Source organism: Ureibacillus massiliensis 4400831 = CIP 108448 = CCUG 49529, assembly GCF_000772965.1.
Classification (GTDB): Bacteria; Bacillota; Bacilli; order Bacillales_A; family Planococcaceae; genus Ureibacillus; species Ureibacillus massiliensis.
In genome coordinates this window covers 1-13,925 of sequence record NZ_JPVQ01000026.1, presented here as the reverse complement: position 1 = coordinate 13,925, position 13,925 = coordinate 1, and the positions used below count along the sequence as shown (strand labels likewise).

At 35.1% G+C, this 13,925-nt stretch carries 12 protein-coding genes; 7 read left to right on the top strand and 5 right to left on the bottom strand.

Annotated elements, in window-relative coordinates:
• The first annotated feature begins 53 nt into the window (after positions 1-53).
• Entirely contained in the window at positions 54-689 is a 636-nt protein-coding gene (locus CD30_RS13045) for a YigZ family protein (RefSeq protein ID WP_036177726.1), read from the top strand.
• Positions 690-945: 256 nt separating this feature from the next.
• Positions 946-2,028 carry an LCP family protein gene (locus tag CD30_RS13040; protein ID WP_036177723.1) on the top strand — a complete coding sequence of 361 codons (1,083 nt, stop codon included), beginning with the start codon at positions 946-948 and terminating at the stop codon, positions 2,026-2,028.
• A gap of 598 nt (positions 2,029-2,626) precedes the next feature.
• On the opposite strand, the gene CD30_RS13035 is transcribed toward CD30_RS13040, so the two are convergent.
• The 3 genes from CD30_RS13035 to CD30_RS13025 form a co-directional block, all read right to left on the bottom strand.
• Positions 2,627-2,848, bottom strand: coding sequence for a hypothetical protein (locus tag CD30_RS13035; RefSeq protein WP_170215840.1), 222 nt, complete (start codon positions 2,846-2,848; stop codon positions 2,627-2,629).
• Positions 2,849-3,005: 157 nt separating this feature from the next.
• Positions 3,006-3,206 carry a hypothetical protein gene (locus tag CD30_RS13030; RefSeq protein ID WP_036177719.1) on the bottom strand — a complete coding sequence of 67 codons (201 nt, stop codon included), beginning with the start codon at positions 3,204-3,206 and terminating at the stop codon, positions 3,006-3,008.
• Between the two features lie 240 nt (positions 3,207-3,446).
• On the bottom strand, positions 3,447-4,499 hold the full coding sequence (locus CD30_RS13025) for a glycosyltransferase family 4 protein (RefSeq protein WP_036177717.1): 1,053 nt from the start codon (positions 4,497-4,499) through the stop codon (positions 3,447-3,449).
• A gap of 279 nt (positions 4,500-4,778) precedes the next feature.
• On the opposite strand from CD30_RS13025, the gene secA2 reads away from it, so the two are divergent.
• On the top strand, positions 4,779-7,142 hold the full coding sequence (gene secA2, locus CD30_RS13020) for an accessory Sec system translocase SecA2 (RefSeq protein ID WP_036177715.1): 2,364 nt from the start codon (positions 4,779-4,781) through the stop codon (positions 7,140-7,142).
• Positions 7,142-8,038, top strand: coding sequence for an accessory Sec system S-layer assembly protein (locus CD30_RS13015; protein ID WP_036177713.1), 897 nt, complete (start codon positions 7,142-7,144; stop codon positions 8,036-8,038). Before secA2 ends, CD30_RS13015 begins: the two co-directional genes overlap by 1 nt.
• A gap of 56 nt (positions 8,039-8,094) precedes the next feature.
• Here CD30_RS13015 and CD30_RS13010 read toward each other — a convergent pair whose 3' ends face one another.
• Positions 8,095-8,610, bottom strand: coding sequence for a C40 family peptidase (locus CD30_RS13010; RefSeq protein ID WP_052126208.1), 516 nt, complete (start codon positions 8,608-8,610; stop codon positions 8,095-8,097).
• A 534-nt stretch (positions 8,611-9,144) separates the two neighbouring features.
• Between CD30_RS13010 and brnQ the strand changes: the two genes are divergently transcribed.
• The 3 genes from brnQ (at position 9,145) to CD30_RS12995 (ending at position 12,980) form a co-directional block, all read left to right on the top strand.
• Positions 9,145-10,476, top strand: coding sequence for a branched-chain amino acid transport system II carrier protein (brnQ, locus tag CD30_RS13005; protein ID WP_036177711.1), 1,332 nt, complete (start codon positions 9,145-9,147; stop codon positions 10,474-10,476).
• Between the two features lie 60 nt (positions 10,477-10,536).
• Positions 10,537-11,484, top strand: coding sequence for an LCP family glycopolymer transferase (locus tag CD30_RS13000; protein WP_036177709.1), 948 nt, complete (start codon positions 10,537-10,539; stop codon positions 11,482-11,484).
• A 128-nt stretch (positions 11,485-11,612) separates the two neighbouring features.
• Positions 11,613-12,980 carry a S41 family peptidase gene (locus CD30_RS12995; protein ID WP_036177707.1) on the top strand — a complete coding sequence of 456 codons (1,368 nt, stop codon included), beginning with the start codon at positions 11,613-11,615 and terminating at the stop codon, positions 12,978-12,980.
• Positions 12,981-13,131: 151 nt separating this feature from the next.
• On the opposite strand, the gene CD30_RS12990 is transcribed toward CD30_RS12995, so the two are convergent.
• The gene (locus CD30_RS12990; RefSeq protein ID WP_036177705.1) at positions 13,132-13,713 is read right to left on the bottom strand and encodes a TetR/AcrR family transcriptional regulator; all 582 of its coding nucleotides are present in this window, start codon (positions 13,711-13,713) and stop codon (positions 13,132-13,134) included.
• Positions 13,714-13,925: the final 212 nt, after the last annotated feature.

Below are 13,925 nucleotides of genomic sequence, written 5' to 3'. Positions count from 1 at the left end.
TGAAATATTTGTAAAGAAAATAATACAATTCGTGCATTAAAGGAGTTTAGATTATGCTAAAAAATTACAAGACAGTTAAAGGCTTTGGTGAACAGGAAATAATTATATCCAAGTCTAGATTCATAGCTTATGTAGAACGTGCAGAAACTGAACAAGAAGCTATAAATTTTATTGATAAAATAAAAAAAATGCACCCTTCTGCAACACATAATTGCTCCTGTTATATGATAGGAGAACATGATCAAATCCAAAAAGCGAATGATGATGGGGAACCTAGTGGAACTGCTGGCGTTCCTATGTTAGAAGTATTAAAAAAACAGGGTCTAAAAGATACTGTCGTTGTCGTTACTCGTTATTTTGGTGGGATAAAGCTTGGAGGTGGCGGATTAATCCGTGCTTACGGAAAAGCAACAACAGAGGGACTTCAAGCTGCACAAGTTGTTGAACGTAAGTTGCATCATGAGATGAAAATTTCCATAGACTATACTTGGTTAGGAAAAGTTGAAAATGAAATTCGTTCTTCCCAATATTTACTAAAGGACATTCAATATGCTGAGAATGTTGAAGTCTTTGTTCATGTTTTAAGTGATGAGGAAGAGACTTTTAAAAGTTGGATGACTGAAATTACAAATGGTCAAGCTACTATTTCCTGTGAAGATCAAACATATTTAGAATTTGTTATATCATGACGAATTTCGTTTACTGATAAACTCTAACATAGTATAATGTACCTTATTGAGTTTATTTATACATGGCATTAATTTGCATTTTTTAATATTTAATTGTAAAATTTTGGCGATTCAATTAACATCGCTTTGATGTATTAGCATTTCGAAATTTTATTTTAATTTCAAATGTACTATCCGTTTATTTAAATACATACATCGATTTTAAACAAAGAAATTTTGAAATATACTTGATTTCCAATCTAGAGGAGAATTTTTAATGAAAAGAAATGAAAAGAAAAAGAAGGATGGCCGCACAATCTTTTCTTATACTTTAAAAATAGTTTTATTGGTTTGCGCTTCCCTTTTAATCTGTGGGACGACATACTTTGTCTATTTAACGAAAAAAGCAGAGTATGCCGCAAGTCAATCATATGAAGAAATTGAAGACAGAGATATGTCTGATAAACGCGAAGTAAAGGTCGAACCAACCCAAGATAATGTTTCGATATTATTTATCGGTGTGGACGACAGTGAAGAACGACAAGCATCGGGTGCAGGTAGCCCACGTTCTGATGCATTAATTTTGGCAACACTTAACAATAAAGAAAGAACAATTAAAATGGTCAGCATCCCACGTGATTCTTATGTAAATATTCCTTATTTAGGTTATAAAGATAAAATCACACACGCTCATGCATATGGCGGAACTCTTGCAACGGTTGAAACAGTTGAAGAACTTTTCGATATCCCTGTTGATTATTATGTAAAAATGAATTTTAATGCATTTATCGATGTTGTTGATGCTTTAGGCGGGATTGAAGTGGAAGTTCCTTATACGAAATGGGAAAAAGATGAGAATGATCAAAATTCAATCTTGTTAGAAGAAGGCCTTCAATTGTTAGACGGTCGTAAAGCATTGGCACTTGCTCGTACTCGTAAATGGGATAGCGATATTGAACGTGGTAAACGTCAACAAGAAATCCTAAAGGCTATTGCAACGAAAGCTGCGAACTTCACTTCTATCGGAAGCTATGGTGCAGTTATTGATGCTGTAGGTAAAAACATGAAAACAGACATGACTTTTGACGAAATGACTCACTTCTTTACTTATTTATTAGGCGGCATCCCGCAAATGGATTCATTAACACTTGCTGGTACAGACGGTAAAGATCCATATACCGGTGCATATATCTACGTTTTAGATGAACAAAACTTACTTGAAACACAAACGATTTTAAAAAGTCATCTCGGTCTAATTCCTGACAGCTCCAACCTATCTGGCACGACTTCAGATTCTAACATCGAAGAAGCCGCTGACGATGATAACGGAACAAGCGAAGATGCGGTTTCAAGAAATTAAATAATCATCTCGTTAGTTTTACTAACTACTAACACGCTGGGATTCGCTCCTGGCGTGTTTTTTATTTTGTTGGATGCGGGATTAAATTCTTCGTATTGGTAAGGGTTTGTTTGTTTATTGGATACGGTATGAAAAGATACCCCGGGGTTATGCGGTTTATATTGAGTTGGTCGGATGGACTACAGATTGAATTTAATGGAACGGATAACTGCTTGTTTTGAGCACTTAGCTTTGCCATTGAATCGCTTAACTAGTTTATTGGGGCGGTTAAGGATATAGGTTTTTATATTTGAATTTGATTGAGCGGATAACTGCTCGTTTTGAGCACCTAGCTTTGCCATTGGATCGCTTAACTAGTTTATTGGGGCGGTTAAGGATATAGATTTTTATATTTGAATTTGATTGAGCGGATAACCGCTCGTTTTGAGCACTTAGTATGGGAATTGGATCGCTTAGCTACTCTATTGGATCACATATGTGTTCCTTTAAGGCACATAACACTTATTGGATCACTTATTCTAACTATTTGATCAGTTGAAAAATGTTTTGATCGTTAATTCATATACAAGTGGATTCCAAAATAATAGGTAATATCGTATTAATCTGTTCCATGAATCAGTTTTGTCCATCTATTTATGCGTTTTGTCCGCTCTGCACCATATTTTGTCCATCCATGTTCACGTTTTGTCCGCACAGCCCCTTCTTTTGTCCACTCAGGAGTTTTATGTCCACCCATGTTCACGTTTTGTCCGCACACCCTCTTGTTATGTCCACTCACCACCAGCTTTTGTCCATCCACGCTCGCATTTTGTCCGCACAACCCCTTTTTTGTCCAATCAGAACTTTTATATCCTATCCACTTTCACGTTTTGTCCGCACACCCTGTTGTTTTGTCCACTCACCACTAGCTTTTGTCCATCCACGCTCGCATTTTGTCCGCACAGCCCCTTCTTTTGTCCACTCAGAACTTTTATGTCCTATCCACTTTCACGTTTTGTCCACACACCCTGTTGTTTTGTCCACTCACCACTAGCTTTTGTCCATCCACGCTCGCATTTTGTCCGCACAGCCCCTTGTTTTGTCCACTCAGAACTTTTATGTCCACCCACGTTGACGTTTTGTCCGCACACCCTCTTGTTATGTCCACTCTGCACCATCTTTTGTCCATTCATGTTCACATTTTGTCCACTCAGTACTTTTATATCCTATCCACTTTCACGTTTTGTCCGCACAGCCCCTTGTTTTGCCCGCAGCCCCTTTATGTCCATCCTCACATGCGTTCTGCACACACGTTTTGCCCGCTCACACCCTCATTACGCACTCCTCTAAAACCCGTCCACACCAGGCTCCACCTACTCTTACAAACAAAAAAGCTATTATTATGAATCGCTAGTTTACAATCCATAATAATAGCTTTATTAATTTATTGTTTTACTAAATATTCTCGCTAATTTTATCAATGGTCGGTAGTTTTTACCCGCAAGACCAATGATTTCAACGAACAGTTCTAATGCGATTAGAATCACTGTTACTAAAAGAATTGCACCCCAGATTTTTGCCATCGAGAAGATAATTGCAAATAATCCGAACATCGCAGCAATACCGTAAATAATTAATACTGTTTGACGATGTGAAAATCCAATATCGATTAAACGATGGTGCAAATGCGATTTGTCGGGATCTGACCATTTTTGCTTATTACGCACTCGACGTACAATCGCGAAAAATGTATCAGAAATTGGAACTCCTAACATAATAACCGGGATAATGAATGATACCATTGTAATATTTTTAAAACCAAGTAATGATAAGACCGCAATCATAAAGCCTAAAAATAATGCACCTGTATCGCCCATAAATATTTTCGCTGGATGAAAATTATAGAATAAAAAACCAATTGTGCTACAAGCTAATAAAGCTGCAACAGCAAGAACGAAAAAGTCGGCCATAATAAAAGCCATTACAGATAATGTTATAAGTGCAATCGTAGAAACACCTGCTGCAAGACCATCTAAACCATCAATTAAATTAATGGCATTAGTGATACCAATAATCCACAAGATAGTAACAGGAATACTTAAAAATCCAAATTCCAATTCGCCACCAAATGGTAACGTGATAAATTCAATTTGTATTCCACCGTAAAAAACAATGATTCCCGCTGCAGCCAATTGCCCTAGCATTTTAGCCTTTGCTGAAATTTCGTACATATCATCTAATACACCAGTAATAATAATCAATGTAGCACCAATTACAATCGCTACGATATATTGACTATCTGGTCTTAAAATCAATAGCCCAATCAAAAATGAAAGAAATATGGCTAAACCACCTAAACGTGGCATGATGCGCGAATGTACTTTTCGATAGTTCGGAGCATCAACCGCTCCAATTCGAAACGCTAGTCGCTTCACAAGTGGAGTTAGTAATATTGACGCGAAAAGCGCCACAATTAAAGACACGTAAATCATGTCTATCCTCCTTAGAGATATTTATATGCACGCACAAATCTTGATTATTATAGCATGATTTATTTTGAAAATATAGCTATTCTCTATAATTAACAAAAAACTGTTAAGATATTCTAATGTCTTTGTCTTCATTTGAAATATATTGGTAATATTAGTCATAATGCCGAAATCTTTGACTCTTCGCTTTAGTTTTCCCTACCCATAAGTAGTCATACCACCAAAAGTTTGATAGAATATTTAAGTGTCAAGATATACTTTGGCAAATAAAGGAGAATAAAAATGCTGCCATTTTTTAATAAAGAAAAAACATCAACTCGCGAGTTAAAAAGATACTACAAAATCGTTAAACAAATCAACGAACTCGAAACTACATATTCGTCAATGTCTGACGAAGAACTTTCAAATATGACACCAAAGTTTAAAGAACGTCTTTCAAATGGCGAAGATCTAGTAAACATTATTCCTGATGCATTTGCCGTAGTACGTGAAGCGTCGAAACGTATTTTAAACATGCGTCACTTCGATGTACAGCTTATTGGCGGACTTGTCCTAACAGAAGGAAATATTTCTGAAATGGCGACTGGTGAAGGTAAAACATTAGTAGCTTCACTACCATCCTATGTACGTGCCCTTGAAGGTAAAGGTGTACATGTAATTACAGTGAACGATTATTTAGCAAAACGTGACTATGAATTAATTGGACAAATCCATCGTTTCCTTGGTCTTACAGTTGGTTTAAATGTACCAATGATGGAACCAAGTAAAAAGAAACGTGCATATAATGCAGACATCACTTATGGTGTTGGTACCGAATTTGGTTTTGATTATTTGCGTGATAATATGGTTCGTTCTATGGAAGACAAAGTGCAACGTCCATACCACTTTGCAATCATTGATGAAGTTGACTCTGTATTAATCGATGAAGCAAAAACACCATTAATCATTGCTGGGAAAATGTCTTCCAATGAAGATCTTCATCGTATTGCAGCTCGTCTTGCAAAACGTTTTGTTCGTGATGAAGATTACGAATTAGATGATGAAACAAAAGCCACTTCCCTAACTGAACAAGGTATTGAAAAAGTAGAAGCCGCTTTTGGTGTAGATAACCTCTATGACCTTGACCACCAGCTTCTTTATCATTATGTAATTCAAGCCGTTCGTGCACACGTAATGTTTGAGCGAGATGTGGATTACATTGTGAAGGATGACAAAATCCAATTAGTGGATATGTTCACAGGACGTATACTGGAAGGTCGTTCTCTGTCTGACGGATTGCACCAAGCAATCGAAGCAAAAGAAGGCGTAACAATAACTGAAGAAAATAAAGCACAAGCACAAGTTACAATTCAAAACTACTTCCGTATGTATCCAAATTTATCTGGGATGACTGGTACTGCCAAAACACAAGAAAAGGAATTTATCGATGTTTATGGAATGCGTGTTATTCAAATTCCAACAAATAGACCAAAAATTCGTGTTGACCAACCAGATATCATCTTTGAAACAAAGGAAGCAAAATATGAGTACGTTGCAAAAGAAGCAAAACAACGTCACGAAAAAGGACAACCAGTTTTAATAGGCACTACTTCCATATTACAATCTGAAGTGGTGGCTCAATATTTAGATAAATACGAGCTTAATTACCAATTGTTAAATGCGAAAACGGTTGAGCAAGAAGTGGAATTAATTTCACAGGCAGGTCAGAAAGGTCGAATTACTGTTGCGACAAATATGGCTGGCCGTGGTACTGATATCGTTCTAGGTGAAGGTGTCGCAGAACTAGGCGGATTGTACGTTATCGGTACTGAAAAACACGAAAGTCGTCGTGTTGACAATCAGCTACGTGGACGTTCTGGCCGTCAAGGTGACCCAGGTGAAAGCCGATTTATCCTTTCGATTGAAGACGATATGTTCCGTCGCTTTGCAAAAGAAGATACAGAAAAATTCATGAAGAAAATGGTTGTCGACCCAGAAACTAAGCGTATCACGAATAAAGAAGTTACAGAATTGATTGATCGTACTCAACGAATCGTTGAAGGTGCTCACTTCTCATTACGTGAATACAATTTAAAACTGGACGATGTGATTAATGAACAACGTCGAATCATTTATTCATTACGTGATAATATTTTAAAAGCCGATAATCTAATGGAACATTTGCAAAAAATGTTATTTGAAACAATTGATTTTGCGGTTCGTGATAATGCACCAGAAGAGGCTGATCCTATCGAATGGGATTTCGATAACATTGAACGAACTTTAAATACACTTTATTTAACACCAATACAATTAAATAGAGATGTACCAAAAATCAACAATATCTTTGATGAAGTTGAACCAGGTTATTTAGAGCTAAAACAATACATTGAAAGCTTCAAAGAAAATGAACGAGTAATGAAGGTCATTCCAATGGTTATGTTGCGTTTCATTGATGTCATGTGGGTTAAACATCTTGAACAAATGGCCCATTTAAAAGAAGGAATTGGTCTACGTCGCTATCAACAAGAAGATCCAATGCGTATTTACCAACGAGAAGGATTAGAATTATTCGGTAAAAACTACCAAGAGCTTCGTCGTTCAATTGTTGAAGAATTAGTCGCGTTCATGAAAACACTACAAAACGATAACCAGGAGGAACAATAATGGGTTTATTTGATTTATTTAAAAAGACAGATAAGGTCGGGAAAGATAGTGCCATTGATTCAGCTAACTTACTTGGAAATGCTGAGGAATCAGACAAAGGAGAAAAAGTAAAAACAAAGCTTTCATACCATCCGGAATGGAACGTACCTCAAGAACAAAAATATATTTTTAACTTTTTAGCAAATGAGCTAGAGCCTTTAAGTCCGAATCAATTATCATTAGCTGCAATCGATATTGATGTAAATCGTGACGGTTCTTGGGACGTGAAAGCATTTTTCCGTAACTCTCTTCCAAACACAGTAGAGCTAGGTGAAATGCCGTTGCTTATTATTGATAAAGATGGTCGTCAAGTTGCATCCCAAACCTTTGATTTTAAAGAAATCGGTACCCTACCTCCAGAAAGCGCGCGTCCTTGGGTATTTCATTTTGATCGAAAATCAATTCGTGTCAATGAAAAACCTGAAGAAGGCTGGAAAATTGCTTTCAACTTAATAGCATTAAGAGGGCATCAATTAGAGCTTGATGACTCATGGAAAAAACAATTATCTCAAGAACAAATTGAGCTACTAGAAAAGGCTGTGAAAGAATTACCAAAATTAAGCAATACAGAAGTGAATTTCACAGGCTTCCAATTAAAATTACATGAAAATAATAATCTTGTAGTCTCTATGTTTATTCGAAATGGAAATGACCGTGCTATAAATATTGAACAATTACCTTTAGAAATTGTTGATGCAAATGGCAAACAAGTAGCAAAAGGTTACTTTAAGCTTGACCCTGCTTTAACTGTTCAGCCAAATTCAACAAAACCTTGGACATTTATTTTCCCGGCTGAAAAAGTTAACTCCGAGGGAGCAGATTTATCTCGTTGGTCTGCACGTGTCATTAATAAATAAATTCAGAGAAACATAAATAAAAGTCCTCTAAAAGATTTGCTCTTTTAGAGGACTTTTTATTCAATAATAGTTCCATTGGGATTATAGGCAAGTTTCACATCAGCTATTCTCTTTGCCCCAATATAACGAGTTCCCCAGTACCACTTATCATTTAAATTAGAAATACTGACACCTAGTACTGATTGAGAATGAATAAACTTTCCTCCCCCGTAATAAATACCGACATGGGAAACCCCTTGACCAGACGTATTAAAGAATACAAGATCCCCCGTCTGAAGCTCGTCCCTACTAATACTCTCCCCTTCTTTAAATAACCCAACTGAAGTACGTGGTAACTCAATTCCTAAATCGAGAAACACTCTGTTTACAAATCCTGAACAATCGAATCCACTTTCTGTAGTTCCTCCATATAAATACGGTGAATCTAAATATTGTTTAGCAGCCAATCGTAATTCCTTCGAAGTAAAATCAAATTCCTCTGCATTAGCTTCTAAATTATCTTCCGAAAGGTAAATGAAGATGCCAAACAAAGAAATGGAGACTATATATAGTGACTTTTGGAAAATTTGCATTGGGCCCTCCAATAATCGTTATCAAAAAAAGGTTACTACACATATCATTCCTATAATTTCCAAAATTTAAAATTACAATTCATTTACAAAAATGTTACTAAAATTACTCACACATAATTTATTAGTTAATGAAGATACTTTAAAAGAAAAAACTAACATAGAAGATTTGAGCCTTATCTATATTCAGAATTTTGTAGCACTCCTCTATTATGTTTTCTTATATACCTTATTTCATTTACTAAAATAAGTTTTTGCATAATCGTTTTAATTTGAATAATAATTATTCGTACTAATCAAACCATCAATTATCACATTTCGAAAAATTCATTTTATTTTAAATTAACCGAAATATAGTAATATTTAAAATTTTTTAACATTAAAAACGTTCTTTTTATCAATAAATTGCAAAAATTTAAATATAACTATTTCTTTTGAAATTATTCTATGATAGAATTCATCATTGTGTACGACAACTCTATTTATTATTTTTATAAAGTTTCGGATATTCAAATAAAAAGGGAGTATTCACATATTATGAAATTCTTGAAAGAAAACCTAGCTGTAGGATTTATGCTATTAGCTTTATTCCTTGGCGCGGGTAACATCATCTTCCCACCATTGTTGGGACAACAAGCAGGGACAGAATTTATCCCTTCAATTTTAGGTTTTCTAATTACTGGTGTAGGGCTTCCGTTATTGGGAATTGTAGCTGTAGCCTTAAATGGTGGAGATTTACAACATGTTGCAAATCGTATTCATCCAGTATTTAGTATCATCTTTGTTTCTGTCATTTATTTATCAATCGGACCATTATTTGCGATTCCTCGTACTGCAGCTGTAACCTATGAAATAGGTGTTGCACCATTTTTAGGGGATATCCAAACTAGCTGGCTTCCGTTATTAATAACATCACTTATTTTCTTTATTTTCGTTCTATATTTATCATTGAACCCAAGTAAATTAGTTGACAGAGTCGGTAAAATTTTAATGCCATTATTATTAATAGTAATAGCATTGCTTGCATTTAAAAGCTTCATCACGCCAATTGGGGCAATCGGTGAATCACAAGGCGTATATATAAATCAAGCCTTCTCTAAAGGATTTACAGAAGGATATTTAACAATGGACGTACTAGCTTCTCTAGTATTCGGTATTCTAATTGTTCAATCATTAGCTGCAACAGGTATCGTTGATCGAGTTAAACAAGTAAAAATGACGATTTCTGCCGGCATTATTGCTGCAATTGGACTAGCATTCGTTTATATTTCATTAGGCTATATCGGTGCTACAAGTGCTGAAGTGATAGGTTACCAAGATGACGGTGGTAAAATCATTGCTGCTGCTGCACAAGTGCTCTATGGCGATGCAGGAAATATTATTTTATCGGCTGTCATAATCCTAGCATGTTTAACAACTGCAATCGGATTAGTTTCAGCTAATGCAACATTTTTCAATAAATTATTCCCGAAACTTTCTTATAAATTTTTAGTCGTTGTATTCACATTATTTAGTTTCTTAATCTCAAACTTCGGATTAAGCACACTGATTTCAATTACATTACCTGTTTTAATGTTCATCTATCCTATTGCAATTGTTTTAATGTTCTTAGTTATGTTCGATAAACTTTTTGGAAGAAGACCACTAGTTTATAGCTTAGTACTTCTTGCTACTGCATTGGTTAGTTTATACGACGGTATTAAAACTGCTGGCTTTGAAATTGAATGGTATGCAAATATTTTAAATACATTACCACTTCATGAACAAAGCTTAGGTTGGTTAGTTCCAGCAATTGTTGCTTTAATCATTGGTTGGGTCATTCATCTCTTTACCAAGTCAAGCTACAAACCAAGACAAAATAATATTTAGTAGCATACAGACTAGTATCTCCTCTATTTGCATATACTGCCAAATGGAGGAGATATTTTTATGAGAAAGTGGTTTAATTGGAAAACGATTCTCATCGTTGTTGGATCTTTATTAGTCATTGCTATTGGATATGCAACTTATTTATATATAGAAGTAAAATCTACCTTTGAAGCGATTCATGAACCCATTGTGAGTGACTCAACAGAATTTGCTTCCGAAACATCCGACCAGTCTACTAAAGAATCACCGATACAATTAACGATTCAAAATAAAGAAGCACCTCAGCCGATTTCAGTTCTCCTTCTAGGCATCGATAACTGGGAATCCTCTGGACGTGCAGACACGATTCTCACTTTAACATTAGATCCTAATACCGAATCAATGAAGATTTTAAGTATTCCACGTGATACTTATACAGAAATTATTGGATTCGATTTTTCAGATAAAATAAATCATTCATATGCCTTTGGTGGCGTTAAAACTTCTTTACAAACCGTTGAAAACTTATTGGACATCCCGATCGATTATGTGGTAACTGTCAATATGGAAGGCTTTACGGAGATGGTCGACTTAATGGGTGGTATAGAAGTGACAAATGAGTTCGCCTTTTCTACTGATACCCATGAATTTCCAGAAGGCAATATTACGCTTTCCGGAGAAGATGCACTCGAGTACGTTAGAATGCGGAAAGAAGATCCCACAGGCGATTTTGGAAGACAAGGTCGACAAAGGCAGGTGCTAGAAAAATTATTTAACAAAGCAGCCTCCATCAATTTAATCTGGCAAGCCCCAGGTATATTAAAAATCATACGAAATCATGTTGAAACAAACCTTACTTTTGATGAAATCGTTGAGTTCCAAAACTTATATCGATCAACTTTAAACAATATTGAACATCTGAACTTTACAAAAGGCGATGGTCGTATAGAAAATGGTATTTGGTATTACTTTTTAAACGAAGAAGAATTAACAGAAGTAAAAAAAACATTGCAGCAATCATTACAATAATTTAAGACTCCCCACTACACGATATTAGGTGTAATGGGGTTTTTTAATACTTCATTTCTATTAAACACCTACTAAATTCATAATCTAAGCGTTATAATAGAGCTACAAAAAAGAACGAGGTGTTTTTGATGAAAAAGTGGATATCAATCCCCCTACTTCTGATCTTAACAATCCTGCTACCACTAAACACATATGCAGCGACATTTGATGACGTTAAATATATTATCGAGCATGATTATGTTGGTGAAATAGACGGCAATCTTGATAACGCCAAAACAATCGATGAAATGATCGAAATGCTCGATCCATACTCTGCCTATTTTACAGAGGAAGAATATCAATCTTTTATTAATTCAATAGACAATACAACAGTAGGTATTGGCGTTGTCATTCAAAAGCATGAAAAAGGCATTCTAATTATGGATGTAATGGAAAATGGCAGTGCATTTAATCACGGAATCGAAGATGGAGACATCATTACAAAAGTGAATGGCAAGTCAACTGTTAATATGACAACAGAACAAGCCTCTTCCTTAATTCAAGGGAAAGAGGGGACATCTGTAAACATCACGGTTTTAAAAGGAAATGGGACGTCTCAAACGGTGTCTATCATTAGAAAGCCATTTACTGTACAAAATGTAACAACACAGTTACTTTACGGAAATGTTGGTTATATCCAAATGGCTTCTTTTACGAACAATGGTGCTAATGAAGTAAAAGCTGCTCTGGAAAAATTAAAATCACAAGGTGCTACATCCTTTATTCTCGATTTACAGAACAATGGCGGTGGATACGTATCAACTGCTGAGGAATTAATTGGCATGTTCCCAAATGCTTCTCATGCCTATAAGTTAAAAGAGGCATCAGGCACGACTCTCTATCCATCCATTTATCAAGCGACAACATTCCCTATTAATACGAGACTGTTAGTGAATCGATATAGTGCGAGTGCTTCTGAAATGACTGCTGCTGCATTGCGCGATCAAAATGCCGCCTTAATCTATGGTGAACAAACCTATGGAAAAGGCACAATGCAAGGCTTCTATACGCTTAGTGAAGGCAGATTAAAGCTAACTATTGCTGAATTCACAGGTCCAAAGGATACAATTGTAAATAAAAAAGGTGTTACACCACATGTACAAACAACATCAAATCCAATTTATCAAGCACACTATGATGCAATAAAAGAAAAGCTTACAAAATATAAAGAATTAAATAGCTTAAAAGAAGTTCCAACAACAAAGACCTTCACTCTAAATTTTAACAGATCAGTTGCTGCTGACTTTAACCAAAAGGCAGTGGAGCTCGTAGCACTTGGTGGTCAACCTGTTGACATTGCCATTGAAACGAAGGGGACACAACTGTTGATAACACCAAAATCTCCTTTAATTTCTGGGGCTGAATATATGTTAATTATTCACCCATCCATTTATGATACAAATGGACAACAATTAAAATTAGGCAGCTATCTACATCTTACTGTTAACAATCAATAATCCCTTAACGGAAAAGACATAAAAAAACGGCGAAACCATACGAAATTGGTTTTGCCGTTTTCCACTATAAATATAGTATTAAATCATCATAATAAAAGCCCAAATATACTCAAGGAGTCAACCCTTCTTAAGTATCTAGCTCAAAATAATATTATAAAGCTGGTTCTTTCTCGTAAACAAAAAATATATTTACAATATCAGATGCTAATTGTTCTGGACTTCTTTTACCAGTTAACAGCTTTGTGAACGATAAACGCTCGATGGAACCGATAAAACATTCAGCATAAATCTTAACATCCATATTTTCACGAACGAAAAGGTTTGCTTTATCTTTTAACATTTCCATTACAACATTAGAAAACTCTTCTTTTAATAATGGTGCATACTCAGAATCATAGAATCCAATTTTCGTTAAGTTTGGATTTTCTAAGAAGTAATTAAAAATATCCACTAATTTTAATTGAATATTTTCAACGATCCCTTTTGAAGAATCCAGCTCTTTATTTACAATCTCAAAAAAGTCCACTTTAAACTGTTCGTTTAAGTCTTTGTATAATGACTCCTTACTTTGGAAGTACAAATAAAAAGTTGGCTGTGTTAAATCAGCAGATTTTACAATATCACTAATTTTTGTTTCATAATAACCGTTAATTGAAAATAGCTCGATTGCTTTTGATAATAATAATTGCTTACTTCTCTCACCATTCGAGTTAACTCTGCGACCTCTCGGCATTCATATCCCTCATTTTCTATTGAACATTACCAATCTTATAACTTCCCAGATAATTTACAGATAATTATATATTAAATTTGTCTTGAAATAAAGGAATTTGCTTATAAAAATATTAGTCTGTAAAGGAAAAACTAGTAAAAAGAAATTAGTCATGAATAATTTCGGTTGTACAATTTATAACGTTGGTGAATGAAAATCACCTTCTCCCGAAA

Excerpts from the sequence above, each read along its gene's own strand:
- brnQ (WP_036177711.1), top strand. The coding sequence starts at position 9,145 with ATGAAATTCTTGAAAGAAAACCTAGCTGTAGGATTTATGCTATTAGCT.
- CD30_RS13045 (WP_036177726.1), top strand. The coding sequence starts at position 54 with ATGCTAAAAAATTACAAGACAGTTAAAGGCTTTGGTGAACAGGAAATA.
- CD30_RS13000 (WP_036177709.1), top strand. The coding sequence starts at position 10,537 with ATGAGAAAGTGGTTTAATTGGAAAACGATTCTCATCGTTGTTGGATCT.
- CD30_RS13025 (WP_036177717.1), bottom strand. The coding sequence starts at position 4,499 with ATGATTTACGTGTCTTTAATTGTGGCGCTTTTCGCGTCAATATTACTA.
- secA2 (WP_036177715.1), top strand. The coding sequence starts at position 4,779 with ATGCTGCCATTTTTTAATAAAGAAAAAACATCAACTCGCGAGTTAAAA.
- CD30_RS12990 (WP_036177705.1), bottom strand. The coding sequence starts at position 13,713 with ATGCCGAGAGGTCGCAGAGTTAACTCGAATGGTGAGAGAAGTAAGCAA.
- CD30_RS13010 (WP_052126208.1), bottom strand. The coding sequence starts at position 8,610 with ATGCAAATTTTCCAAAAGTCACTATATATAGTCTCCATTTCTTTGTTT.
- CD30_RS12995 (WP_036177707.1), top strand. The coding sequence starts at position 11,613 with ATGAAAAAGTGGATATCAATCCCCCTACTTCTGATCTTAACAATCCTG.
- CD30_RS13015 (WP_036177713.1), top strand. The coding sequence starts at position 7,142 with ATGGGTTTATTTGATTTATTTAAAAAGACAGATAAGGTCGGGAAAGAT.
- CD30_RS13040 (WP_036177723.1), top strand. The coding sequence starts at position 946 with ATGAAAAGAAATGAAAAGAAAAAGAAGGATGGCCGCACAATCTTTTCT.